This is a genomic window from Streptomyces panacea, from assembly GCF_040560175.1.
Classification (GTDB): Bacteria; Actinomycetota; Actinomycetes; order Streptomycetales; family Streptomycetaceae; genus Streptomyces; species Streptomyces panacea.
Genome location: NZ_JARJHW010000107.1, coordinates 1 through 25,121, shown reverse-complemented (window position 1 = coordinate 25,121; position 25,121 = coordinate 1). Strand labels below are relative to the sequence as shown.

The 25,121-nt window shown below is 69.4% G+C and carries 18 protein-coding genes and 1 tRNA gene; 12 read left to right on the top strand and 7 right to left on the bottom strand.

Going from position 1 to position 25,121, the window contains the following annotated elements:
• Positions 1–907: lytic transglycosylase domain-containing protein (locus P3L51_RS23265; RefSeq protein WP_354607229.1), on the bottom strand; the 907-nt coding region annotated here is incomplete at its 3' end.
• 250 nt (positions 908–1,157) lie between these two features.
• Between P3L51_RS23265 and P3L51_RS23260 the strand changes: the two genes are divergently transcribed.
• Positions 1,158–2,021 carry a DUF4184 family protein gene (locus P3L51_RS23260; RefSeq protein ID WP_354607228.1) on the top strand — a complete coding sequence of 288 codons (864 nt, stop codon included), beginning with the start codon at positions 1,158–1,160 and terminating at the stop codon, positions 2,019–2,021.
• Positions 2,022–2,072: 51 nt separating this feature from the next.
• On the opposite strand, the gene polA is transcribed toward P3L51_RS23260, so the two are convergent.
• Positions 2,073–4,784, bottom strand: a complete 2,712-nt coding sequence (gene polA / locus P3L51_RS23255) for a DNA polymerase I (protein ID WP_354607227.1) — start codon at positions 4,782–4,784, stop codon at positions 2,073–2,075.
• A gap of 135 nt (positions 4,785–4,919) precedes the next feature.
• Here polA and P3L51_RS23250 point away from each other — a divergent pair, with 135 nt between their 5' ends.
• From P3L51_RS23250 to P3L51_RS23215, 8 genes are all read left to right on the top strand, one after another.
• Positions 4,920–7,220, top strand: coding sequence for an FdhF/YdeP family oxidoreductase (locus P3L51_RS23250; RefSeq protein ID WP_354607226.1), 2,301 nt, complete (start codon positions 4,920–4,922; stop codon positions 7,218–7,220).
• Between the two features lie 175 nt (positions 7,221–7,395).
• Positions 7,396–7,896 (top strand): PaaI family thioesterase, encoded by a 501-nt coding sequence (locus P3L51_RS23245; protein ID WP_354607225.1) that lies wholly within the window; start codon positions 7,396–7,398, stop codon positions 7,894–7,896.
• Positions 7,897–8,168: 272 nt separating this feature from the next.
• The gene (locus P3L51_RS23240) at positions 8,169–8,765 is read left to right on the top strand and encodes a Tat pathway signal sequence domain protein (protein ID WP_354607224.1); all 597 of its coding nucleotides are present in this window, start codon (positions 8,169–8,171) and stop codon (positions 8,763–8,765) included.
• Positions 8,766–9,034: 269 nt separating this feature from the next.
• A complete protein-coding gene (locus P3L51_RS23235) occupies positions 9,035–10,273 on the top strand; it encodes a branched-chain amino acid ABC transporter substrate-binding protein (RefSeq protein WP_354607223.1) in 1,239 nt (412 codons plus the stop codon).
• A 103-nt stretch (positions 10,274–10,376) separates the two neighbouring features.
• A complete protein-coding gene (locus P3L51_RS23230) occupies positions 10,377–11,306 on the top strand; it encodes a branched-chain amino acid ABC transporter permease (RefSeq protein WP_354607222.1) in 930 nt (309 codons plus the stop codon).
• Between the two features lie 5 nt (positions 11,307–11,311).
• On the top strand, positions 11,312–13,108 hold the full coding sequence (locus tag P3L51_RS23225) for a branched-chain amino acid ABC transporter permease (protein WP_354607221.1): 1,797 nt from the start codon (positions 11,312–11,314) through the stop codon (positions 13,106–13,108).
• A gap of 5 nt (positions 13,109–13,113) precedes the next feature.
• Positions 13,114–14,016, top strand: a complete 903-nt coding sequence (locus P3L51_RS23220; protein WP_354607220.1) for an ABC transporter ATP-binding protein — start codon at positions 13,114–13,116, stop codon at positions 14,014–14,016.
• Positions 14,013–14,729 (top strand): ABC transporter ATP-binding protein, encoded by a 717-nt coding sequence (locus tag P3L51_RS23215; RefSeq protein WP_354607219.1) that lies wholly within the window; start codon positions 14,013–14,015, stop codon positions 14,727–14,729. The genes P3L51_RS23220 and P3L51_RS23215 overlap by 4 nt, the downstream gene beginning before the upstream one ends.
• An 80-nt stretch (positions 14,730–14,809) precedes the next feature.
• On the opposite strand, the gene P3L51_RS23210 is transcribed toward P3L51_RS23215, so the two are convergent.
• Positions 14,810–15,463, bottom strand: coding sequence for an ANTAR domain-containing response regulator (locus P3L51_RS23210; RefSeq protein ID WP_354607218.1), 654 nt, complete (start codon positions 15,461–15,463; stop codon positions 14,810–14,812).
• Between the two features lie 99 nt (positions 15,464–15,562).
• Here P3L51_RS23210 and P3L51_RS23205 point away from each other — a divergent pair.
• Together P3L51_RS23205 and P3L51_RS23200 are read left to right on the top strand one after the other, a co-directional pair.
• Positions 15,563–15,637: transfer RNA gene (locus P3L51_RS23205), tRNA-Leu, on the top strand.
• A gap of 109 nt (positions 15,638–15,746) precedes the next feature.
• Positions 15,747–16,490, top strand: a complete 744-nt coding sequence (locus tag P3L51_RS23200; protein WP_354607217.1) for a helix-turn-helix domain-containing protein — start codon at positions 15,747–15,749, stop codon at positions 16,488–16,490.
• Between the two features lie 18 nt (positions 16,491–16,508).
• On the opposite strand, the gene pyk is transcribed toward P3L51_RS23200, so the two are convergent.
• A complete protein-coding gene (gene pyk / locus P3L51_RS23195; RefSeq protein ID WP_354607216.1) occupies positions 16,509–17,942 on the bottom strand; it encodes a pyruvate kinase in 1,434 nt (477 codons plus the stop codon).
• Between the two features lie 180 nt (positions 17,943–18,122).
• Positions 18,123–18,833: an SIMPL domain-containing protein gene (locus P3L51_RS23190; RefSeq protein WP_354607215.1), complete on the bottom strand. Its 711-nt coding sequence runs from the start codon at positions 18,831–18,833 to the stop codon at positions 18,123–18,125.
• 234 nt (positions 18,834–19,067) lie between these two features.
• Here P3L51_RS23190 and P3L51_RS23185 point away from each other — a divergent pair, with 234 nt between their 5' ends.
• Complete coding sequence (locus P3L51_RS23185; RefSeq protein ID WP_354607214.1) at positions 19,068–20,885, top strand: bifunctional metallophosphatase/5'-nucleotidase; 1,818 nt, start codon at positions 19,068–19,070, stop codon at positions 20,883–20,885.
• 77 nt (positions 20,886–20,962) lie between these two features.
• Here the strand turns inward: P3L51_RS23185 and P3L51_RS23180 are convergent, their stop codons facing one another.
• Positions 20,963–22,375, bottom strand: coding sequence for a lysine N(6)-hydroxylase/L-ornithine N(5)-oxygenase family protein (locus tag P3L51_RS23180; RefSeq protein WP_354607213.1), 1,413 nt, complete (start codon positions 22,373–22,375; stop codon positions 20,963–20,965).
• 216 nt (positions 22,376–22,591) lie between these two features.
• Positions 22,592–25,090, bottom strand: coding sequence for an aminopeptidase N (pepN, locus tag P3L51_RS23175; protein WP_354607230.1), 2,499 nt, complete (start codon positions 25,088–25,090; stop codon positions 22,592–22,594).
• Positions 25,091–25,121: the final 31 nt, after the last annotated feature.

Genomic DNA, 25,121 nt, shown 5'->3' with positions numbered 1-25,121 from the left:
TCGGAGGCTTCGGGGGCTTCGGCGGCGTACCGGGATTCGTCGGGGTCGGGCCGGGGCTCGGCGAGTTGCCGCCACCGCCCGGGTTCAGCGGGCCGGGGCCCGAGGGCAGCACGCCCGTGCCGTCCGGGACCTCGTGGCTGCCGCGCTTGTAGTACTCGAGCCAGGAGAGGACCGTCGCCAGATACTCCTGCGAGCGGTTGTAACTGAGGATCGCCTGGTCGAGATTGGCCTTGACCGACAGGTCGCGATTGTTGGCGCAAAGATAACGACCGGCGGCCAGCGCCGCGTCGAAGATGTTGTTCGGGTCCTTGCGGCCGTCGCTGTTGGCGTCCTGGCCCCAGGTCGCCCAGGTCGAGGGGATGAACTGCATCGGGCCCACGGCACGGTCGTGCGTCTTGTCGCCGTCGTACGCGCCGTTGTCGGTGTCGGAGATGTTGGCGAAGCCGACACCGTTCAGCACCGGGCCCAGGATCGGCGAGAACGTCGTGCCGTTGTCGTCGACCCGGCCGCCGCGCGCCTGGCCCGACTCGACCTTGCCGATCGCGGCGAGGAGCTGCCACGGCAGGTTGCAGCCGGGGTTGGTGACCCCGATGCTCTGTTCGGCCTGCTTGTACGCGGCCAGTACCGTCGCCGGTATCCCGGCCTCCGACGCGCCCAGGCTCGGCAGGTCGATCGAAGTGCCGGGCTTGTCGGGGGTGTTCAGCGGCGGGAGGTCCGTGTGGTACGAGGAGTCCCCGGAGGCCGTGTCCTCGTCCGGCACGCTCGATCCGGATGCCTGCTTTCCGCTGTCACCGCCGCCAGGGACGATGGCGGGGGCCTGCGAGGCGGAAAGTGCGGCGACCGCGAGTGCGGCGACCGCGGTGGTGGTCGCCCCTCTGCGGAGCCGGCGGCCGAATTGCGCTGCCATACGTCTGGTCCCTCCCGGTGAACGGCTGTTCGCGCTCCCCAGCGCGAGGACTCAGGCGACCCTACGGCACCACCCTGTGCGCGCACACGGGTCGGTGACCGCTTTTCACCGATTCGCCACCTCCCGTCTTCCCGTAGGTCGAACCGATGGCCGAGAACGTGCGTCCTTCATACTGATCCGACTGACTCCGTGCCAGGTGGGCGTGTTCCCTGCCTGATCGAACGACGACAACACGCCCAGGGAGACGGCCATGCCTTTCACACTGAGCCACGCGGCGGCGGTGCTGCCCGGTATCAGGAGGGACGGCACGTCACGCGGTCCGCTGCTCGCCTCCGCGCTCGTCGCCGGCTCGATGGCACCCGACATGACGTACTTCGCCGCGACCGCCGTTCCCGCCGCCATGGAGTTCGGCGCGGTGACGCACGGCCTCGTGGGCCTGTTCACCGTCGATGCGGTCATCGCCGCGGTCCTGGTGGGCGTCTGGCTGATGCTGCGCGAGCCGCTGTTGGCGCTGCTGCCCGCCGCCCGGCAGGGACGCGCGCACGCCTTCGTACGAGGACCCGACCGGCGCGGCGAACGGCGGGCGTCGCTGGCCGCGCGGTTCTACGTCTCGGCGGTACTCGGCGCGTCCACCCATGTGCTGTGGGACGCGTTCACCCATGTCGACCGGTGGGGCACCCGGATGGTGCCCGCGCTGGGCGAGGTCGTCGCGGGCTTCCCCCTGTACACGTACACGCAGTACGGCAGTTCGGCCCTGGCCCTGGTGGCGCTCTGCTGGTTCACGCTCACCGCCGTGCGCCGGCTGCCCCGGACTCCCGCGCCGGCCTCGGTGCCCGTGCTCCCGCGGCGCGAACGCGTGCTCGCGTACGCCCTGCTGGCGGGGTGCGCGTCGCTCGGCATGGCGCACCGGGTCGCCCGCTGGTACGCCTACCACGGGCAGGTGTCCACGCCGCTGGACGTCATCCCGACGCTCTGCTTCGGCGCCGGGGCGGGGCTGGCCTTCGGGCTGGTGCTGTACGGCGCGGTGATGCGGCTGCGCGCCGTGGCCGCCCGCCCGGAGCCGGTCGCGACCGCCCCGGACCGTTCCCGTACGGGATCGCGCCGATCCCGCTGATCCCGTACGAGAGCGAGTGGCACGTACGGCTGACGAGGAGCCGCCCCGCCGTCAGTGGGCGGCCGAGTCCCAGTCCGGGCCCACGCCCACCGAGATGTCCAGCGGCGCCCGCAGCTCCGTCGCCGCGGCCATCTCGCGGATCACCAGCTCCTCCACCCGGTCCCGCTCGCCGGGAGCGATCTCCAGCACGATTTCGTCGTGGACCTGGAGGAGCATGCGCGAGGTCAGCCCGGCCTCGGTCAGTGCCGTGTCGACGCGGAGCATGGCGACCTTGACGATGTCGGCGGCCGTGCCCTGGATCGGGGCGTTGAGCGCCATCCGCTCGGCCATCTCGCGGCGCTGGCGGTTGTCGCTGTTGAGGTCCGGGAGGTAGCGGCGGCGGCCGAGCATCGTCTCCGTGTAGCCCGTGGCCCTGGCCTCCACGACCGCTCGCTGGAGATAGTCCCGTACGCCGCCGAAGCGCTCGAAGAACGTGTCCATCAGACCGCGTGCCTCGGCCGCCTCGATGTTCAGCTGCTGGGAGAGGCCGAACGCCGAGAGACCGTACGCCAGTCCGTACGACATCGCCTTGATCTTGCGGCGCATGTCGGGGGTGACGGCGGCGCGCTCGACGCCGAACACCTGGGAGGCGACGGTGGTGTGCAGGTCCTCACCGGAGGCGAACGCCTCGATCAGACCCGCGTCCTCGGACAGATGCGCCATGACGCGCAGCTCGATCTGGCTGTAGTCGGCGGTCATCAGCGACTCGTAGCCCTCGCCGACGACGAACCCGCGGCGGATCGCGCGGCCCTCGTCGGTGCGCACCGGCACGTTCTGCAGGTTGGGGTCGGTGGACGAGAGCCGGCCGGTGGCCGCCACCGTCTGGCTGAAGGTGGTGTGGATACGGCCGTCGGCCGCAATCATCTTGATCAGGCCCTCGACGGTGACCCGGAGCCTGGCCTGCTCACGGTGGCGCAGCATGACGACGGGCAGTTCGTGCTCGGTCTGCGCGGCGAGCCAGGCCAGCGCGTCGGCGTCCGTCGTGTAACCGGTCTTGGTCTTCTTGGTCTTGGGCAGGCCCAGCTCGCCGAAGAGGACTTCCTGGAGCTGCTTGGGCGAGCCCAGGTTGAACTCGTGCCCGACGGCCGCGTGCGCCTCCTTCACCGCCTGCTGGACGGCGGCGGCGAACTGCTCCTCCAGGGTGACGAGATGGGGCTGGTCGGCCCAGATGCCGTTGCGCTCCAGCTTGGCGAGCAGCGCGGAAGTGGGCAGCTCGATGTCCTGGAGCAGCTCGGTGGCCCCGACCTCCGCCAGCCGGCCGGTGAACGCGTCGCCGAGATCGAGGATCGCGCGCGCCTGTGTCATCAGCGCGTCCGCCTCGGCCTGGTCGTCGCTGCCGAAGGCGAGCTGTCCGTCGGCCGCGGCGGCCGGGGCCAGTTCACGTCCGAGGTATTCGACGGCGAGGGCGTCGAGCGCGAAGGAACGGCGGCCGGGCTTGACCAGATACGCGGCGAGCGCGGTGTCCATGGTCACCCCGGCGATCCGCCAGCCGTGCTCGGGGGCGACCCGCATGGCGCTCTTCGCGTTGTGCAGGACCTTGGGGCGGTCCGCCGCCGCGAGCCAGCTGCCGAAGGCCGTCTCGTCGGCCTCGTCGAGCTGGGTGGTGTCGAACCAGGCGGCGGCGCCGTCGGCCGCGGCCAGCGCGACCTCGCCGATACTGCCCGTGCCGAGCGCCCAGGTGTCGACGAGGGCGACACCCAGCGGCTCGTCGCCGTGCTCCGCCAGCCAGGGCGCCAGCTCGCCGGAGGCGAGGACCTTGCCGTCCAGCTCGATGCCCGCCTCGGGGGCCGGGGCCTCGTCCTCGACGGCGCCGGGGTCCACGGCGAGCAGTCGCTCGCGCAGGCTCGGATTACGGATCTCCAGCACTTCGAGCACGCCGGTGACGGCCGACCGGTCGTACGGAGCGCGCTCCAGCTCCTGCGGGGTCTTCGTCAGCTCGACGTCACGCACCAGCTCGGTGAGATGGCGGTTGAGCTTGACCGAGGGCAGGTGCTCGCGCAGATTCTCGCCGACCTTGCCCTTGACCTCGCCGGCACGCTCCATCAGGTCGGCGAACGAGCCGAACTGATTGATCCACTTCGCGGCCGTCTTCTCGCCGACGCCGGGGATGCCGGGGAGGTTGTCCGACGGGTCGCCGCGCAGGGCGGCGAAGTCCGGATACTGCGCGGGGGTCAGTCCGTACTTCTCCTGGACCTTCTCCGGGGTGAAGCGGGTCAGCTCGGAGACGCCCTTGGTGGGATACAGCACCGTGGTGTGCTCGGTGATGAGCTGGAAGGAGTCCCGGTCGCCGGTGACGATGAGGACTTCGAAGCCGGCTTCCTCGGCCTGGGTGGCGAGGGTGGCGATGACGTCGTCCGCCTCGAAGCCGTCGATCGCGAACCGCTGCGCGTGCATCGCGTCCAGCAGCTCGCCGATCAGCTCGACCTGGCCCTTGAACTCGTCGGGCGTCTTGGAGCGGTTCGCCTTGTACTCGGGAAACTCCTCCGAGCGCCACGTCTTGCGCGACACGTCGAAGGCCACCGCGAAGTGCGTGGGCGCCTCGTCACGCAGGGTGTTGGCCAGCATCGACGCGAAGCCGTAGACGGCGTTGGTCGGCTGGCCGGAGCTGGTGGTGAAATTCTCCGCGGGCAGCGCGAAGAACGCCCGGTACGCCAGAGAGTGCCCGTCCATGAGGAGCAGGCGCGGACGGTTGTCTGCGGTCTTCTTCGATGCTGTCTCAGCCACGTACCCGATCCTGCCACGCCCCACTGACAATCCTGACCCGCGCACTCCGCCCCGACGGGCCGCCGGTGGTGCGTGACAGGATCGGGGGACAAGGATCGCGGGCCCAGTCCCGTCGTACGAGCTAGGGAGAGCGTGATGGCCAGCAAGCCGCCCTCAGGTGACCCGGTCCAGGACGCGCCGCAGGTCGCCGCACCGCGGCGCAGTGCCGCCGGGCTGCCGGCCGTGGCGCATTCGCTGCGCGTCGCCCAGCAGCAGATGGGTGTCACCCGCGCGGCGCGAACGCTGCTCAAGGTCAACCAGAAGGACGGCTTCGACTGTCCGGGCTGCGCCTGGCCGGAGGGCGATCACCGGCACACGGCGGAATTCTGCGAGAACGGCGCGAAGGCGGTCGCCGAGGAGGCGACGCTGCGCCGGGTGACGCCCGACTTCTTCGCCGCGCACCCGGTGGCCGACCTGGCGAACCGCAGCGGCTACTGGCTGGGCCAGCAGGGCCGGATAACCCAGCCGATGCTCCTGGAACGCGGAACCGGCGACCACGGCGACGGCGACCGGTACGAACCGGTCAGCTGGGAGCGCGCGTTCGCGATCATCGCCGAGGAACTCAACGCGCTGGACTCCCCCGACGAGGCGCTGTTCTACACCTCCGGCCGTACGAGCAACGAGGCGGCGTTCCTGCTCCAGCTGTTCGCCCGCGAGTTCGGCACGAACAATCTGCCGGACTGCTCCAACATGTGCCACGAGTCGTCCGGTTCGGCGCTCGCCGAGACCCTGGGCGTCGGCAAGGGCAGCGTGTCCCTGGAGGACATGCACCAGGCCGATCTGATCATCGTGGCCGGGCAGAACCCGGGGACCAACCACCCCCGGATGCTCTCCGCCCTGGAGAAGGCCAAATCGGCGGGCGCGCGGATCATCTCGGTGAATCCGCTGCCCGAGGCCGGCCTGGAGCGGTTCAAGAATCCGCAGACCCCGCAGGGCATGGTCAAGGGCGCGGCCCTCAACGACCTCTTCCTCCAGATCCGCATCGGCGGCGACCAGGCCCTCTTCCGGCTGCTGAACAAGCTGATCCTCGACGCGGCCGAGACCGACCCGGCCGCCGTCGACAAGGCGTTCGTCGCCGAACACACCCACGGCTTCGAGGAGTTCACCGCCGCCGCGCGCGCCGCCGACTGGGACGAGACGCTCACCGCGACGGGCCTGGAGCGCGCCGACATCGAGCGCGCGCTGGCCATGGTGCTGGCCTCGAAGCGCACCATCGTCTGCTGGGCGATGGGCCTCACCCAGCACAAGCACTCCGTCGCGACCATCCGCGAGGTCGTCAACTTCCTTCTGCTGCGCGGCAACATCGGCCGGCCGGGCGCCGGGGTGTGCCCCGTACGCGGGCACTCCAACGTCCAGGGCGACCGCACCATGGGCATCTTCGAGCGACCCGCGCCGGCGTTCCTCGACGCCCTGGACCGGGAGTTCGGGATCACCTCGCCGCGCCACCACGGCTACGACGTCGTACGGGCCATCCGCGCCCTGCGCGACGGCGACGCGAAGGTCTTCTTCGCCATGGGCGGCAACTTCGTCTCGGCGTCCCCGGACACCGAGGTGACCGAGGCGGCGATGCGCACCGCGCGGCTCACCGTGCACGTGTCGACCAAGCTCAACCGCTCGCACGCGGTGACCGGCGCGCGCGCCCTGATCCTGCCGACCCTCGGCCGCACCGACAAGGACATACAGGCGGGCGGCAGGCAGATCGTGACCGTGGAGGACTCCATGGGCATGGTGCACGCCTCACGCGGCAACCTCCCACCCGCGAGCCCGCACCTGCTGTCCGAGCCGGCGATCGTCGGCCGGCTGGCGCGTGCCGTCCTCGGTCCCGCGTCGCTGACGCCCTGGGAGGACTTCGAGAAGGACTACGCGTCGATCCGCGACCGTATCTCGCGCGTCGTCCCCGGCTTCGAGGACTTCAACGAACGCGTCGCCAGGCCCGGCGGTTTCCAGCTCCCGCACGCACCGCGCGACGAACGGCGCTTCCCCACGCTCACCGGCAAGGCCAACTTCACGGCGGCGCCCGTCGAGTACCCGGAGCTGCCGGAGGGCCGGCTGCTGCTCCAGACGCTGCGCTCGCACGACCAGTACAACACCACGATCTACGGACTCGACGACCGCTACCGGGGCATCAAGAACGGCCGCCGCGTCGTCCTGGTGAACCCGGACGACGCACGCCGACTGGGTCTGGCCGACGGCTCGTACACGGATCTGGTCGGCGAGTGGAGGGACGGCGTCGAGCGGCGCGCCCGCGGCTTCCGGGTGGTGCACTACCCCACGGCGCGCGGCTGCGCCGCCGCCTACTACCCGGAGACGAACGTGCTCGTGCCGCTGGACTCCACGGCCGACACCAGCAACACCCCGGCGAGCAAGTCCGTCGTGGTGCGCTTCGAGCACCGCTGACGCGGCGCCCCGGACCCGACCTGTTCGAACAGCACATGACAGCAGGCGACAGCACGCGCGCCGACGTGCGGCAAGGCGCACCGACCCGCACCGCACCGCACCGCACCGCACCGACGCGCACGGAAGCACGCACCGAACACGTACCGCACCACCCAGCCGATCGGAGCCTGACCCCATGGGTGAGAACACAGCGAACGAGCAGCCCGCGGTGACGTTCCCGCAGGAGATCATCGACGAGTACGGAGCGAACGGCGCCGACCTGGCGTCATTCTTCTCCGCCGGGGACCTCGGCACCCGCATGGGCCTGCGGGTCACCGAGGCGTCCGCCGACCGCGTCGTCGCCACCATGCCCGTGGAGGGCAACACACAGCCGTACGGGCTGCTGCACGGCGGCGCCTCCGCCGTGCTCGCCGAGACCCTCGGCTCCATCGGCGCGATGATGCACGGCGGCCGCGACAAGGTCGCCGTGGGGGTGGACCTCAACTGCACCCATCACCGCGCCGTACGAAGCGGGGTGGTGACCGGCGTCGCCACCCCGATCCACCGCGGCCGGTCCACCGCGACGTACGAGATCGTGATCACCGACGAGCGGGAGAAGCGGGTGTGCACGGCGCGGCTGACCTGTCTGCTCCAGAACGGCGACGGTGGCGCGTTCATGACCCGGAAAGACGCCTGAGGGGCGAACCTCAAGGGAGCCTCAAGCGGGCCGGGGGAAGCGGTGAACGGGCTTCTCCCGGCCCATGGTGACCAACAGGTGAGACGCGCGACCCCCACCGCGAGCCACCGAAACACGGCGGAAACCAGGACCCTCCGGAACTCCCGCGACGTGCCGACCGCCGCCGGACCCCGGCGCGTGGAGCGCCAGGTGGGACCCCCGATGGTGACGTTGCGTGACGCTGTGCGGCACGATCCATTGTCCTGTCGCCCGATGCGCATTAGCTTCGGCACATGAGCGGCATCGGCCCCGTCGAACCGGGCGAGGACACCTACCACCACCCGTCGCCCGCGCTCGCCGCGGCGGCGCCGGCCCGCGTCCGTCTCGCCGTGCCCGCGCGTCACCGCCGCAAGGCCGTCCTGGCCGCCGCCGCGACCCTCACCACCGGTGTGTGCGTGTACGTCCTCAACGCCCCGGCGCCGCCCCCCGCACCGCCACCACCCTGGCCCTCGCAGGTGGTTGGGTTCGCCTACGCCGGCGCCTCACCGAAGGGCGAGCAGGCCGGCGCGTTCACCTTCGACGTCAGCATCTCGACCGAGCCCGGCCGGCGGGTGACCGTCGACGCCGTCACCCAGCCGTCGGCCGCGCTGGCCATCTCGACGGAACCGTCCGCCCCGTTCACCGTGCCGGCCGGCGAGTCCCGCGAAGTGGCGGTGACCGTCTACGTGCTCGACTGCGGGGAAGTCCCGCGGAACGCCGGACTCCCCTTCCTCGATGTCACCCTGCGTAATGAACGGGCCGTCCAGAAACAGAGCCGAATCCTCGGCGGCGGATACCCGGAAGACCTCGGCGCGGCCATCCAGAAGGCATGCGTCCGTCCCGCTCCGTAATCGACCGATTACCGGTACGGTCCTGCTGGTTCTCAGTATGTGGACTTCCGAACGGTCGCAAATCGCACGCCCTTCCCCTCCCGAGCGGGCTTCACCGCGCTCCCGTCATAACAAGAGCGTCACATCATGGGCCGCACCTCTGCACCACCCCCACCAGCGCGCTTAGAGTCACGGCCAGTCACCGCGCCACCGGATTACTTTCAGTTCGGTTCCAGCGCTCGACCCGGCTTCCCAATCAGGGACAGCCGTGCCAGGGGAAAGGACTGATCGTGCGTCACCGTTCCTTGTTCATAGTCACCACTGCGGTCACTGTAGGAGCCCTCACGCTTTCGGCTTGCGGCTCCCGCGACGACAGCAGCGAGGGCGGCGGCGGCGGAAAGAAGACCGTCGTCATCGGCCTCGACGCGCCGCTGACCGGAGACCTCTCCGCGCTCGGCCAGGGCATCAAGAACTCCGCCGACCTCGCCGTCAAGACGGCCAACAAGAACAACGAAGTCGAAGGCGTCACCTTCAAGCTGGAGTCCCTGGACGACGTCGCCCAGGCCGCGACCGGCCAGCAGAACGCCACCAAGCTCGTCGGCAACCAGGACGTCATGGGCGTCGTCGGCCCGCTGAACTCCGACGTCGGCCAGGCCATGCAGAAGGTCTTCGCCAACGACAACCTGGTCCAGGTCTCGCCCGCCAACACCAACCCCGAGATGACTCAGGGCAAGGACTGGCAGAGCGGCACGAAGGTCCGCGGCTTCGACACGTACTTCCGTACGGCCACCACGGACGCCATTCAGGGCCCGTACGCCGCGCAGTTCATGTTCAACAAGCAGAAGCTCAAGAACGTCTACGTCATCGACGACAAGAAGACGTACGGAGCCGGTCTCGCCGCCACCTTCTCCACCGAGTTCAAGAAGCTCGGCGGCAAGGTCGTCGGCACCGACCACATCAACCCGGACGACAAGGACTTCTCGTCCGTGGCGAGCAAGGTCGCCCGGGCCAAGGCCGACTTCGTCTACTACGGCGGCGAGTACCCGGCCGGTGCCCCGCTGGCCAGCCAGATCAAGAACGCCGGCGCCAAGATCCCCACGGTCGGCGGCGACGCTCTCTTCAGCGCCGAGTACATCAAGCTGGGCAAGAAGAACTCCGAAGGTGACTTCGCCAGCTCCGTGGGCGCGCCCCTGGAGACCCTGGACACCGCCAAGAAGTTCATCACGGACTACGAGGCCGGCGGCTACGACGGCGCCTTCGAGGCCTACGGCGGCTACGCCTACGACTCCACCTGGGCGATCATCCAGGCGGTCAAGGCCGTCGTCGAGAAGAACGACGGCAAGCTGCCCGGCGACGTCAAGGACGCGCGCAAGCAGATCACCGCGGCCATGCAGGACGTCAAGTTCGACGGAGTCACCGGCACCGTCGGCTTCGACGAGTTCGGCGACACCATCAACAAGCAGCTCTCCCTCTACGAGGTCAAGGGCGGCAAGCACGTCCCCGTGCAGACGGGCGTGTTCGAGGGCTGATCGGGCTCACCAGCCCTCCCTCCTGTAGGAACTACCACCGCGCGGGGGCGCCACAGCGCCCCCGCGCGGCCGTATCTGACCCCACTCATTCGGAGGCCCCGCGGTGAACGATCTGCCGCAGCAACTTGCCAACGGCCTGCTACTCGGCGCGCTGTACGGACTCATCGCAATCGGTTACACGATGGTCTATGGCATAGTCCAGCTCATCAATTTCGCCCATGGCGAGATATTCATGATCGGCGGCTTCGGTGCGCTGACCGTATTCCTCTGGTTGCCCAGCGGTACCAGCCTGCTCCTCGCACTGCCCCTCATGATCCTCATGGCGATGGCCTGCTCCGTGCTCGTCGCCGTCGGAGCCGAACGCTTCGCCTACCGGCCCCTGCGGGACGCCCCCAGGCTCGCACCACTGATCACCGCGATCGGCCTCTCCATCGCACTTCAGCAAGCCATCTGGGCCTTCTACCCGGACGCCACGAAGTCCCGCCCCTTCCCCGAATTCGAAGGCGGCAGGCTCGACTTCGGAGCATTCGCCATCAGCCGCGGCGACCTGTTCCTGCTCATCGCCGCACCCCTGTGCATGATCACGCTCGGCGTCTTCGTCTCCAAGACCCGCACCGGGCGCGCCATGCAGGCCACGTCGCAGGACCCGGACACGGCCAAGCTGATGGGCATCAACACCGACCGCATCATCGTCACCGCGTTCGCCATCGGTGCCGCCTTCGCCGCCATCGCGGCCGTCGCACACGGCCTCAAGTACGGCGAGGTCAACTTCAAGATGGGCTTCATCGCCGGACTCAAGGCCTTCACGGCCGCGGTCCTCGGCGGTATCGGCAACATCTACGGCGCCATGATCGGCGGCCTCGTCCTCGGCCTCGCCGAATCCATGGCCACCGCCTACATCGAGAACATCCCCGGCATGTCGCAGCTCGGCGGCGGCGCCTGGAAGGACGTGTGGGCGTTCGTCCTTCTCATCCTCGTACTGCTGCTGAGGCCTCAAGGTCTACTCGGCGCACGCGTCTCGGATCGGGCGTGATACCGATGACCACCACCACATCGAAACAGACCCCTGTGGCCCCCACCCCCCAGCAGAATCGTCCCGTCATCGGCCTGCCGCCCGCGGCGGCGAGCCTCGGCGCCGCGATCGGCGCCGTCGCGACCTTCGCGAGCACCTTCCTCGCCTGGACCTGGACCGCCGAATTCCCCGGTGACCTCACCGTCACCGGCTACCCCGGCGGCCTCCAGCTGCTCACCCTCACCGGTGCGCTGCTGACGCTGCTCTTCGTCGCCGCCGGCTACGGCGTACGCGGCCTCGGCTGGCTCTCCCCCGGCGGCAAGAACGGCCCCGTCCTCCTCCTCGCCCTCGGCACCTTCGCCACCACCTGGTACACGGTCATCGCGATCGCCGTGAAGCTCGGCGGACTCGCCAACCTCGAACCGGGCGGCTACGTCGCCGCCGGCGCCTCGCTGATCACGCTCGTCGCGGCCCTCGGGCTCCCCGGCGACGTCCCCGGCGACCAGGCCGACCCCAACATCTGGCAGCGGTTCGTCCAGTCCTTCAAGGCGGCCACGCCCAAGGAAGCCGCACCGCTCCCCGGCTGGGCCGAGATCCTCATCATCGCCGCCGCCTTCGGGCTCGGCCTGTTCGTCTTCACCTACGGCATCGACACCGAGGCCGCCGAACTCTTCATCGGCTACATCCTCCTCGTCGCCTTCGGCGCCACCGCCATCTCGCGCGCCGGCCTCAACCGCCGCCTCGCGAGCCTCACGTCCAAGCACAAGAACGTGACCGTGACCGCGGCGTTCGTCTCCGCGTTCGCGTTCCCCTTCACCCAGAGCAACGACGCGTACGCCTCCATCGGGACGAACATCCTGATCTTCGCCACCGTCGCGCTCGGACTCAACGTCGTCGTCGGCCTCGCCGGTCTGCTCGACCTCGGATACGTCGCCTTCCTCGGCGTCGGCGCCTACACGGCCGCCCTCGTCTCCGGATCGCCGTCGTCCACCATCGGCTTCCAGCTCCCGTTCTGGGCCGCCGTCCTCTGCGGCGCCGGCGCCTCGCTGATCTTCGGTGTCGTCATCGGCGCACCGACCCTGCGACTGCACGGCGACTACCTGGCCATCGTGACCCTCGGCTTCGGTGAGATCTTCCGCATCACCATGCAGAACCTCGACGGATCGTCGGGCCCGGACGTCACCAACGGCTCCAACGGCATCCCCAACATCCCCGACCTGGACCTCTTCGGGTTCAACCTCGGGGAACCACATACCATCCTGGGCGTCGAACTCGGCAGATTCTCCAACTACTACCTGCTGATGCTGCTGTTCACCATCATCGTGGTGACCGTCTTCCGCCGCTCCGACCAGTCGCGCATCGGCCGCGCCTGGGTCGCCATCCGCGAGGACGAGACCGCGGCCAGGGCCATGGGCATCAACGCCTTCCGGCTCAAGCTGCTCGCCTTCGCGCTCGGCGCCACCCTCGCCGGCATGGCCGGCACCGTACAGGCGCACGTGACCTTCACCGTCACCCCCGCCCAGTACAAGTTCGTCGAAGCCGTCCCGCCGAACTCGGCGTTCCTGCTCGCCGCCGTCATCCTCGGCGGCATGGGCACGGTCAGCGGACCCCTCATCGGCGCCTCGCTGCTCTACCTCATCCCGGCGAAGCTCCAGTTCATGTCCGACTACCAGCTGCTGCTCTTCGGCATCGCGCTGATCCTGCTCATGCGATTCCGCCCCGAGGGCCTCATCGCCGACCGCAGGAAGCAGCTCGAATTCCACGAGACCGGGCAACTGGACGCCCCCAAGGGCGATATCGGCCTCAGTAAAGCGGGGGTGTGACCCGAATGACCACCGACATCGAACCCACCGACGCCGGATCCCCCAAGGCCGCCACCGCGACCGGCGTCCCCGTGCTCCAAGCCACCGGCGTCACCAAGAAGTTCGGCGGACTCACCGCCGTACAGAACGTCGACCTCCAGGTCAACACCGGAGAGATCGTCGGCCTCATCGGCCCCAACGGCGCGGGCAAGACCACCTTCTTCAACTGCCTCACCGGTCTGTACATCCCCACCGACGGCACCGTCAGCTACAAGGGCACCGTCCTGCCGCACCAGTCCCACCTCGTCACCAAGGCAGGCATCGCCCGTACGTTCCAGAACATCCGCCTCTTCGCCAACATGACCGTCCTGGAGAACGTCCTCGTCGGACGCCACACCAGGACCAAGGAAGGTCTCTGGTCCGCGCTCCTGCGCGGACCCGGCTTCAAGAAGGCGGAGCGGGAGTCCGAGGCACGCGCCATGGAACTCCTGGAGTTCACCGGCCTCGCCTCGAAGCGCGACCACCTCGCCCGCAACCTCCCCTACGGGGAGCAGCGGAAGCTGGAGATCGCGCGCGCACTCGCCAGCGACCCGGGCCTGCTCCTGCTGGACGAGCCCACGGCCGGCATGAACCCGCAGGAGACCCGCACCACCCAGGACCTGGTCTTCGCCATCCGCGACCAGGGCATCGCCGTGCTTGTCATCGAGCACGACATGCGCTTCATCTTCAACCTGTGCGACCGCGTCGCCGTCCTCGTCCAGGGCGAGAAGCTCGTCGAAGGCACCGCCGAGGTCGTCCAGGCCGACGAGCGGGTCGTCGCCGCCTATCTCGGCACCCCCTACGAGGGCGCCCCCGGCGCCGAGGAAGTCTCCGAGGTGGAGGCCGCGGAGGCACACAGCACGGCAGGCACAGAAGGAGACACCAAGTGACCGCACTACTGGAGGTGGAGGACCTCAAGGTCGCCTACGGCAAGATCGAAGCCGTCAAGGGCATCTCCTTCAGCGTCGAAGCCGGTCAGATCGTCACGCTCATCGGCACCAACGGCGCCGGCAAGACGACCACCCTGCGCACCCTGTCCGGGCTGCTCAAGCCCTCCGGGGGCCGGATCGTCTTCGACGGCAAGCCGCTGAACGGCGTCGGCGCGCACAAGATCGTCGCGATGGGCCTGGCGCACTCCCCCGAGGGCCGCCGGATCTTCCCGCGGCTCACGATCGCGGAGAACCTCAAGCTCGGCGCCTTCCTCCGGAAGGACACCGCGGGCATCGACAGGGACATCAAGCGCGCCTACGAGCTGTTCCCGATCCTCGGCGAACGCAGCAAGCAGGCGGCGGGCACCCTCTCCGGCGGCGAGCAGCAGATGCTCGCCATGGGACGGGCGCTGATGTCGCAGCCCAAGCTGCTCATGCTGGACGAGCCCTCCATGGGACTCTCGCCCATCATGATGCAGAAGATCATGGCGACGATCGCCGAACTCAAGTCGCAGGGCACGACGATCCTCCTCGTCGAGCAGAACGCCCAGGCGGCGCTGTCACTGGCGGACCAGGGCCATGTGATGGAGGTCGGCAAGGTCGTACTCTCGGGCACCGGGCAGGACCTGCTGGTCGACGAGTCCGTACGGAAGGCGTACCTCGGCGAGGACTGAGCACCGCGTCCTCGCCCATGTACGCGAGAAGGCCCGCGTCCCCGAAGGGGTGCGGGCCTTCTCGCGCTGTGCCGCCGCTCCTACTGCCCCTTCGCGGCCTTCTTCTCCTCGTCGTCCTCGATGACGGCCTCGGCGACCTGCTGCATCGACAGCCGCCGGTCCATCGACGTCTTCTGGATCCACCGGAACGCGGCGGGCTCCGTGAGGCCGTACTGGGTCTGGAGGATCGACTTGGCGCGGTCCACGAGCTTGCGCGTCTCCAGGCGGGTCGTCAGATCGGCGACCTCCTGTTCGAGCGCCTTGAGCTCGGTGAAGCGCGAGACGGCCATCTCGATGGCCGGGACGACGTCGCTCTTGCTGAACGGCTTCACGAGATACGCCATGGCACCGGCGTCCCGGGCGCGCTCCACGAGATCGCGCTGCGAGAAGGCGGTGAGCATGAGGACGGGGGCGATGGACTCTTTCGCGATCTTCTCGGCCGCGGAGATGCCGTCGAGGACGGGCATCTTCACATCGAGGATGACGAGATCGGGCCGGTGCTCGCGGGCCAGCTCGACGGCACGCTCACCGTCACCGGCCTCGCCCACGACGGAGTAGCCCTCTTCTTCGAGCATCTCCTTGAGATCAAGACGGATGAGCGCCTCGTCCTCGGCGATGACTACTCGGGTCGTCAGGGGCGGGACATGCGACTTGTCGTCGTCGGCGACGGGCTGGGGCGACTCGGGGGCGGTCACTGAGGCTCCTCGTAACTGGCAGATACTGCTCAGCAAGAGCCTACCCAGCTACGGTATGGTGGGGGCGCAGCGGGTCAGAGAAAACCTTTGATTCTGCGAGCCCCGGTAGTCCAATTGGTTAGAGACAATGGATTCAAAACCCATCCAGTGTCGGTTCGAGTCCGACTCGGGGCACCTTTCCTTCATTTCCAAGGTCACGCGGAATTCGCTGATCTTCACGTGAAGGGGTGAACACACACCCTTCTTCGCAGGCCCGACCGCACATTGAGCCAGGGTCGGTCGCATGTACGACGCGCGAACACGCCACCAAGCCCTGGAACTTGTCGCCCAGGGCCGCAGCCTCCGTTCCGTCAGCGAGCAGACCGGTGTATCGCGCTCCGCGCTCCGCGCCTGGCGGGCCCGCCCCGAACCCCTGCCCCGCATGGCGCGCGACTGCCCGCCGAAACCGGCCGACCGGGCGTCCTACGCGTACCTGCTCGGCCTCTATCTCGGCGACGGCTGCATCAGCGCGCATCCGCACGGCGGCCACTATCTGCGTATCGCCTGCGCGGACGCCTGGCCCGGACTGATCGAACTGTGCCGCGCGGCGGTTGTCGCCGTACGGCCGGGTGCCCGCGTCTGCGTCATTCGCAAGCGGGGGTGCGTGATGGTGACGAGTTACCACCGGCACTGGCCATGTCTGTTCCCGCAGCACGGAGCGGGCAGGAAACACCATCGCACCATCACACTGGACACCTGGCAGCGCGACGTCGTCGCCGATCATCCCTGGGAACTCGTCCGCGGGCTCATCCACTCCGACGGATGCCGGACCACGAACCGGACCACCCGTACCGTGGGCGGCGAGACGAAGCGCTACGAGTACCCCCGGTACTTCTTCACGAACAACTCCGCCGACATCCTGCGCCTGTTCACCGGCACTCTCGACCGCCTCGGTGTCGCCTGGAAGCGGGCGAACGCGCGGAACATCTCCGTCGCCAAGAAGGCATCCGTCGCCCTCATGGACGCCCACGTCGGGCCGAAGTACTGAACTCCGGCCCGAGGCACGTCACTTCGGGCTGTCGTCCTCGCCGATGTGGTGGACGCGGACCAGGTTCGTCGAGCCCGCGACCCCCGGCGGGGAACCCGCCGTGATCACCACGACGTCGCCCTTGTCGCAGCGGCCGATCCGCAGCAGCTGCTCGTCGACCTGCTCCACCATCGCGTCCGTCGATTCCACGTGCGGACCGAGGAACGCCTCCACACCCCATGTGAGGTTCAGCTGCGCCCGCGTCGCCGGGTCCGGTGTGAAGGCCAGCAGCGGGATCGGCGAGCGGTAGCGGGAGAGGCGCTTGACCGTGTCGCCCGACTGCGTGAACGCGACCAGGAACTTCGCGCCCAGGAAATCGCCCATCTCGGCGGCCGCGCGGGCGACCGCGCCGCCCTGGGTGCGGGGCTTGTTGCGCTCGGTCAGCGGCGGGAGGCCCTTGGCCAGGACGTCCTCCTCCGCCGCCTCGACGATGCGGCTCATCGTGCGGACGGTCTCGACCGGGTACTTGCCGACGCTCGTCTCGCCGGACAGCATCACCGCGTCGGTGCCGTCGATGACGGCGTTGGCGACGTCGGACGCCTCCGCGCGGGTCGGGCGGGAGTTGTCGATCATCGAGTCGAGCATCTGGGTGGCGACGATGACCGGCTTCGCGTTGCGCTTCGCGAGCTTGATCGCGCGCTTCTGCACGATCGGCACCTGCTCCAGCGGCATCTCGACGCCGAGGTCACCGCGGGCGACCATGATGCCGTCGAACGCGGCGACGATGTCGTCTATGTTCTCCACGGCCTGCGGCTTCTCGACCTTGGCGATGACGGGGACGCGCCGGCCCTCCTCGTCCATGACGCGGTGGACGTCCTCGATGTCGCGTCCGCTGCGCACGAAGGAGAGCGCGATGACGTCGGCGCCGATGCGCAGCGCCCAGCGGAGGTCGTCGATGTCCTTCTCCGAGAGCGCGGGGACGGACACCGCGACGCCGGGGAGGTTGAGGCCCTTGTTGTCGGAGACCATGCCGCCTTCGACGACGGTGGTGCGGACGCGGGGGCCGTCGACCCCGGTGACCTCCAGGGTCACCTTGCCGTCGTCGACAAGGATGAGTTCGCCGGCGGTCACGTCGTCGGCGAGTCCGTCGTAGGTGGTGCCGCACGTGTGGCGGTCGCCTTCGACGGGCTCGACGGTGATGGTGAATTCGTCGCCGCGTTCAAGGAGTACGGGGCCTTCGCGAAAGCGCCCGAGGCGGATCTTCGGGCCTTGAAGGTCGGCGAGGATCCCCACGCTGCGGCCGGTTTCCTCGGCGGCTTTGCGTACGCGCTGGTAGCGCTCCTCGTGGTCGGCGTAGCTGCCGTGGCTGAGGTTGAAGCGGGCGACGTCCATTCCGGCCTCGACCAGTGCTTTGATCTGGTCGTACGAGTCGGTGGCGGGCCCGAGGGTACAGACGATTTTTGCTCGGCGCATGATTCGAGACTAAACCTTACCGCCGGGTAGGTAATTGGTCTCACATGACTACTCAACAACCTTTGCATGAAGGGTTGTTGACAACTGTTGAAGTGGGCGCGCGGGTGCTCTGATGAGCATTATTCGGGAGTTGACGGCGGCGGCTCGGAGAGGGGATCGGCGGCGGGATCGGAGAAGGGCTCAGAGGACGGGGGGAGTCATCGTGAAGCGCGCGTTGACCTGCGCGTGGACGGTCTGGCGCTGCGGTTCGAGGTCGAGCGCGGGCGCCGCGCCGGCGGCCTCGGGGGCTCCGCCGTAACCCATCGCGTACGCGGGGGCACGTGTCGCGTACGGCGCGGCGTTCTCCGCTCCGATGTCGGCGAGTTCGACGAGGGCGGCGAGGTTCGCGCCGAGCGCCCCGGCGTACTCACGGGCCCGCTGGACGGCCTCGCGGACCGCCTGCCTGCGCGCCTCGCCGTGGGCGGGCGAGTCGGGGCGCAGGGCCCACCAGGGGCCGTTGACGGTGGTGAGTTCGAGGTCGGCGAGGCGGGTGGTGAGTTCGCCGAGTGCGGTGAAGTCGGTGAGCTGGGCGCTGATGTTCACGCGGCCGTGGTAGGCGCGGATCCGTTCGCCGCGGCCGTGCCGGGCGAGTTCCGGGTTGATGGAGAAGGAGCCGGTCACCAGCTTCTCCACGGCGTCTCCGTAGGACTTGATCAGGGTCAGGGCCTCGTTGTTGCGGCGGGTGAGGTCTTCGAGGGCGGTGCGCCGGTCGGTGCCGCGCGCGCCGACCGAGATGTCGATGGTCGCGATCTCGGGGTCGAACTCCAGGCGGGCCTCGCCCCGGACGGCGACCCTCGGGGTCTCGGGGGTGCCGTAGGGCGCGGCGGCAGGGGCGGTGGCGTCGGTGGTCACTGGGTGGTTTCTCCCTCGTGCGGCGGCGAGTTGGGGGCGCGGTGTGCACCTGGCCCACCTGTCGGAGCACTCTGCCACCCGGCCTTCCGTCCGGTCTCCCGTTCGGGCACGACATTCGGCAGTCACCGGATCGAAACCCGCTGGGGGTGTTCGATTCTTCGTTCCTGAGTCAGAATCTAGCCGCCTTATCTACGCGCGTTGTGCGGGTGGATGCACGAGATCGAGGGAGTAGCGATGCCGCTGAACCGAAGGACGTTCCTGGAGCGGTCCGCCGCCGCCGGAGCCGGTGTGGCGATCGCCGGGGGCGCCGCCGTGCCCGCGGCGGCGGGGGAGCACGGCGCCGGCCTCGGGCATGGCCAGGGACATCCGCCGAAGCGGTACTCGTTCACCGTGATGGGCACCACCGACCTGCACGGCAATGTCTTCAACTGGGACTACTTCACGGACAAGGAGTTCGACGACAAGGACCGCAACGACGTCGGACTGGCCAAGATCTCGACCCTGGTGAACCGCATCCGTAAGGAGAAGGGCCGGGGCAACACCCTGCTCATCGACGCGGGCGACACCATCCAGGGCACCCAGCTCTCGTACTACTACGCCAAGATCGACCCGATCACGGCGAAGCGCGGCCCGGTGCACCCCATGGCGCAGGCGATGAACGCGATCGGCTACGACGCGGCGGCGCTGGGCAACCACGAGTTCAACTACGGCATCCCGGTGCTGCGGAAGTTCGAGGAGCAGTGCCGTTTCCCGCTGCTCGGTGCCAACGCGCTGGACGCGAAGACGCTGCGGCCCGCGTTCCCGCCGTATGTGATCAAGCGGCTGCGGACGCCGCACGGGCGTGATGTGCGGGTGGCGGTGCTGGGGCTGACGAATCCGGGCATCGCGATCTGGGACAAGGCGAACGTCCAGGGCAAGATGACGTTCCCGGGTCTGGAGGAGCAGGCGGCGAAGTGGGTGCCGAAGCTCCGGTCGATGGGCGCCGACGTGGTGATCGTGTCCGCGCATTCGGGGTCGAGCGGTACGTCCTCCTACGGAGATCAGCTTCCGCACATCGAGAACGCGGCGGGTCTGGTGGCCGAGCAGGTGCCGGGCATCGACGCGATCCTGGTCGGTCACGCGCACAGCGAGATTCCGGAGTACCGGGTCACCAACAAGGAGACCGGCAAGGACGTGGTGCTGTCCGAGCCGCTGAAGTGGGGGCAGCGGCTGACGCTGTTCGACTTCGACCTGGTGTGGGAGCGGGGCCGCTGGTCGGTGGAGAAGGTCGGCGCGCAGGTCCTCAACTCGAACACGGTGGAGGAGGACCGGAAGATCACGGGGCTGCTGGTCGACGAGCACCGCAAGGTCGTGAGTTACGTCAACCAGGTCATCGGGACGTCGACCGCGGCGATGACGACGGTCGACGCGCCGTGGCGGGACGAGCCGCTGATCGACCTGATCAACCATGTGCAGACGGAGACGGTGCGGGCCGGTCTCGCGGGCGGTGAGTGGGCGGCGCTGCCGCTGCTGTCGCAGGCGTCGTGCTTCTCGCGTACGGCGGGGATCCCGGCGGGCGAGGTGACGATCAAGGACGCGGCGGGGCTGTATCCGTTCGAGAACACCCTGGAGGCGCGGCTGCTGACGGGTGCTCAGCTCAAGGACTATCTGGAGTTCTCGGCCAGGTACTACGTGCGGACGGCCGCCGGTGCGCCGGTGGAGACGTCGAAGCTGACGAACGCGGACAACATCCCGGACTACAACTACGACGTGGTGTCGGGGCTGACGTACGACATCGACATCGCCGCGCCGGCCGGTTCGCGGATCGTGAATCTGTCCTTCGAGGGCAAGGCGCTGGACCCGGCGGCGAAGTTCGTGCTGGCGGTGAACAACTACCGGGCGAGCGGCGGCGGGAACTTCCCGCATGTCGCGGGTGCCCAGCAGTTGTGGACCGACCCGGACGAGATCCGGAACACGATCATCACGTGGGTGCAGACGGAGAAGACCGTCGACCCGACGCGGTTCGCCTCGGTGGACTGGAAGCTCACGCGCGACGGCACCCCGGTCTTCTGACTCGTCGCGCGATGACGCGCCGGCGTGGTGCCGTCCCCTCGGCACCACGCCGGCGCAAACCCCCACGGGGGATGCGGTCAGCGCACTTCGGAGAGCGGTACGAGACCCCTGGGCACCGGCACCTGCCGGTGCCTTTCCTGTCCGTCGAGGCCGAAGCTGGTGAACGCGGTCCGGCGCGGCAGCGGGTAGGGCTCGGTGCCGGTCAGTGAGTTGAGGATCGTCGCGCTGCGCCAGGCGGCGAGGCCGAGGTCGGGGGCGCCGACGCCGTGCGTGTGCCGTTCGGCGTTCTGTACGTATACCGAGCCGGTCACGGAGGGGTCGAGGGCCAGCCGGTACCGGGCGTCGATGCGTGGGCGCTCGGACTTGTCGAGCCGCATGAACGGGTCGAGGCCGGCCAGGAGCCGGCCGAGCGGGCGCTCGCGGTAGCCGGTGGCGAGGACGACGGCGTCGGTGGTGAGCCGGGAGCGGCCGGCCTGCCGGCCGTGTTCCAGGTGCAGTTCGATCCTGGTGGCGCCGACCCGGCCCGCCGTGCGGACGAGGACGCCGGGCGTGAGGACGGCGTCGGGCCAGCCGCCATGCAGCGTACGGCGGTAGAGCTCGTCGTGGATGGCGGCGATGGTGCCGGCGTCGATGCCTTTGTGGAGCTGCCACTGGCGTGGGACGAGTTCGTCGCGTACCCGTTCGGGAAGTGCGTGGAAGTAGCTGGTGTAGTCGGGGGTGAACTGCTCCAGGCCGAGCTTGGAGTACTCCATGGGCGCGAAGGCCTCGGTGCGGGCCAGCCAGTGGAGTTTCTCGGCGCCGACGGGGCGGGCGCGCAGCAGGTCGAGGAAGACCTCGGCGCCGGACTGTCCGGAGCCGACGACGGTGATGTGCTCGGCGTCGAGGATCCGTTCGCGGTGGGCGAGGTAGTCGGCGGAGTGGATGACGGGGACGGCGGGGGTGTCGGCGAGGAGGGTGAGCGGTTCGGGGACGTAGGGCTCGGTGCCGATGCCGAGCGCGACGTTGCGGGTGTAGGCGCGGCCGAGGGCCTCGACCTCGCCGTCGTGGTCGAGCTGGGTGAAGTCGACCTCGAAGAGGGCGCGTTCGGCGTTCCAGCGGACGGCGTCGACCTGGTGGCCGAAGTGCAGTCCGGGGAGTTGTTCGCTGACCCAGCGGCAGTAGGCGTCGTACTCGGCGCGCTGGATGTGGAAGCGCTCGGCGAAGTAGAACGGGTACAGCCGCTCGCGGGCCCTGAGGTAGCTGAGGAAGGACCAGGGGCTCGCCGGGTCGACGAGGGTCACCAGGTCGGCCAGGAAGGGCACTTGGAGGGTGGCGCCGTCGAGGAGCAGGCCGGGGTGCCAGTGGAAGGCGGGGCGTTGTTCGAAGAAGGTGGCGGCGATGCCTCCGTGGACGCCGTCGGCGAGCGCGGCGAGGGAGAGGTTGAACGGTCCGATGCCGATGCCGACCAGATCGTGCGGCCGGTCGTGATCGTCTGCTGACAGGTCGGTCATGGAGGATCCTTCAGGGCGCGTGGGCCAGATACACCAGGGGTCCGGGGTCGGTCGGGTGGTGCCCACGGTGCACAACGATCCGGACCCGGGAGGGGTAGCGGTGTGTGCCGAAGGAGAGTGCGTGTGAGGGCTTTCGTACGGAGGACGGGCCGGGCACCGTGCGCGCGGTGCCCGGCCCGTCGTCTGTCAAGGAGGCCGGCTCGTCCGTGAGGGGGCTCAGCCTTCCCGTACCCGCAGCGCGCGGCGCAGGTCGTCCAGTTGGTCGACGAGCTTGCGGCGCAGGGCGGGCAGGAGGTCGGGGCCGGTCAGGCTCTCTTCGCCCAGGCTCAGCGACCGCGCGTCCACGGCGTGGAGCGGGAAGGCGTAGCGCCCGGCGCAGTCGGCGATGGCGGGGCCGCGGCGGGTGGCGAGGGCGACGACGTCGGTGTAGAAGCGCGGGACGTACTCGCCTACGAGGTCGGTCTGTTCGGGCTGCCAGAAGCCTTGGGCGGTGGCGGTGAAGAGGTAGTTGGACAGGTCGTCGGTGCGGAACAGCCGTTCCCAGGCGGCGGCTTTGGCGTCGCCGTCGGGGAGGGCCGCGCGGCAGCGGGCGGCGCCTTGCCGGCCGGTGGCGCTGGGGTCCCTGGCGAGTTCGCCGTCGATGGCGGCGTCGTCGACGGCGCCGAGGACGGCGAGGCGGTAGAGGATGCGCCAGCGCAGTTCGGGGTCGAGTTCGGGGCCGCCGGGGACGCTGTCGGAGTTCAGCCAGTCCTGGATGCCGTCGGGCTGGGTGGCGGCGGAGATGAAGTGGCGTACGGCGGTGAGGCGCAGGCCGGGCGCGTTGCCGTCCTCGGTGCGGCGGATGAGGGCGCGGCAGATGGCGGTGAGGGTGGCGAGGGCGGCGGGCCGGTCGTCGGGGCCGAGGTAGCGGTCGGTGATCTGGGTGGCGGCGAAGCCGAGTACGCCTTGGACGACGGCCAGGTCGGACTCGTGCGGGAGGTGGGTGCGGGCGGCGTCCAGGTAGGCGGTGGGGGTCAGTTCGCCGTCGCGGACCATGTCGCGGGCCGCGTTCCAGACGACGGCGCGGGTCAGCGGGTCGGGGACGGCGGAGAGGGAGTCGAGGGCGGTGGCCCAGGAGCGGTCGTCGAGGCGGACCTTGGCGTAGGCGAGGTCGCCGTCGTTGAGGACGACCAGGTCGGGGCGGCGGCCCGGGCGGACGGTGGGGCCGTCCTGCTGCGGGATGTCGATCTCGAAGCGGTCGCGCGGGGTGAGGCGGCCGGGGTCGACGAGGTCGCGGTCGTAGGCGCCGACGGCGATGCGGTGCGGGCGGGTGCCCTGCTGGGCGACGTCGAGTGTCCAGCCGGCCTCGGAGCCGTTGCCGTCGACGGTGGGGGTGAGGGTGTCGACGCCGGTCGTGCGGAGCCACTGTTCGGCCCACCGGTGCACGTCGCGGTCGGTGGAGGCGGCGAGGGAGTCGATGAAGTCGGCGAGGGTGGCGTTGGAGAACTTGTGCCGGGCGAAGTGGGTGTTGATGCCGGCGAGGAAGTCCTTCTCGCCGAGCCAGGCGACGAGTTGGCGCAGGGCGGAGGCGCCCTTGGCGTAGGAGATGCCGTCGAAGTTGAGCATCGCGGAGGCGGTGTCGGGCACGGCTGCGGGGTCGGGCGCGACGGGGTGGGTGGAGGGCCGCTGGTCGGCGTCGTAGCCCCAGGACTTGCGGTCGATGCCGAAGGCGACCCAGGTGTCGGTGTAGCTCGTGGCCTCGGTGAGGGTCTGGTAGCCCATGTACTCGGCGAAGGACTCGTTCAGCCAGACGTCGTCCCACCAGGTGAGGGTGACGAGGTCGCCGAACCACATGTGGGCCATCTCGTGGGCGATGACCATGGCCCGGGTCTGCCGCTCGGTCTCGGTGACGGCGGAGCGGTAGACGAATTCGTCGCGGAAGGTGACGAGGCCGGGGTTCTCCATGGCGCCCGCGTTGAACTCGGGGACGAACGCCTGGTCGTAGGAGTCGAAGGGGTACGGCTCCTCGAACTTCTCGTGGTAGCGGTCGTAGCAGGCGCGGGTGATGGCGAAGATCTCGTCGGCGTCGGCGTCGAGATGGGGTGCCAGGGAGCGGCGGCAGTGGATGCCGAAGGGCAGGCCCGCGTGTTCGGTGCGGACGGAGTGCCAGGGGCCGGCGGCGACGGCCACGAGGTAGGTGGAGATGGGCGGGGTCGCCGCGAGGCTCCAGCGGCCGTGGCCCTCGTCGGTGGCGATGCCGTTGCCGAGGACGGTCCAGCCTTCGGGCGCGGTGAGGCTGAGTTCGAAGACGGCCTTGAGGTCGGGCTGGTCGAAGACGGCGAAGACCCGCTGGGCGTCTTCGAGGAACATCTGGGAGTAGACGTAGGTCTCGCCGTCGGTGGGGTCGGTGAAGCGGTGCATGCCTTCGCCGGTGCGGGAGTAGCGCATGGTGGCGTCGACGCGCAGTTCGTGCTCGCCCGCGGCAAGTCCGGTGAGGGCGAGCCGGTTGCCGGTGAGCGTGGTGGGGTCCAGGGGCTGCCCGTCGAGGGTGACGGAGCGCAGCAGCGCGGGCTTCAGCTCGACGAAGGTGTCTCCGGCCGCGAGGGCGGTGAAGTGGATGGCGGCGCGGGATTCGAAGGTCTCGTCGCCGGTGGTCAGGTCGAGGGCGACCGTGTACCGGTGGACGTCGATGAGCTGGGCACGGGTCTGCGCTTCGTCGCGCGTCAGTACGGACATGGGGACATGCTGCCCGATGGTCCGCGCGGTG

Bases quoted from the DNA above. Each gene is read 5' to 3' on its own strand.
- P3L51_RS23200 (WP_354607217.1), top strand. From the start codon at position 15,747: ATGTACGACGCGCGAACACGCCACCAAGCCCTGGAACTTGTCGCCCAG.
- P3L51_RS23260 (WP_354607228.1), top strand. From the start codon at position 1,158: ATGCCTTTCACACTGAGCCACGCGGCGGCGGTGCTGCCCGGTATCAGG.
- P3L51_RS23240 (WP_354607224.1), top strand. From the start codon at position 8,169: ATGAGCGGCATCGGCCCCGTCGAACCGGGCGAGGACACCTACCACCAC.
- pyk (WP_354607216.1), bottom strand. From the start codon at position 17,942: ATGCGCCGAGCAAAAATCGTCTGTACCCTCGGGCCCGCCACCGACTCG.
- P3L51_RS23220 (WP_354607220.1), top strand. From the start codon at position 13,114: ATGACCACCGACATCGAACCCACCGACGCCGGATCCCCCAAGGCCGCC.
- pepN (WP_354607230.1), bottom strand. From the start codon at position 25,090: ATGTCCGTACTGACGCGCGACGAAGCGCAGACCCGTGCCCAGCTCATC.
- P3L51_RS23225 (WP_354607221.1), top strand. From the start codon at position 11,312: ATGACCACCACCACATCGAAACAGACCCCTGTGGCCCCCACCCCCCAG.
- P3L51_RS23180 (WP_354607213.1), bottom strand. From the start codon at position 22,375: ATGACCGACCTGTCAGCAGACGATCACGACCGGCCGCACGATCTGGTC.
- P3L51_RS23250 (WP_354607226.1), top strand. From the start codon at position 4,920: ATGGCCAGCAAGCCGCCCTCAGGTGACCCGGTCCAGGACGCGCCGCAG.
- P3L51_RS23185 (WP_354607214.1), top strand. From the start codon at position 19,068: ATGCCGCTGAACCGAAGGACGTTCCTGGAGCGGTCCGCCGCCGCCGGA.
- P3L51_RS23245 (WP_354607225.1), top strand. From the start codon at position 7,396: ATGGGTGAGAACACAGCGAACGAGCAGCCCGCGGTGACGTTCCCGCAG.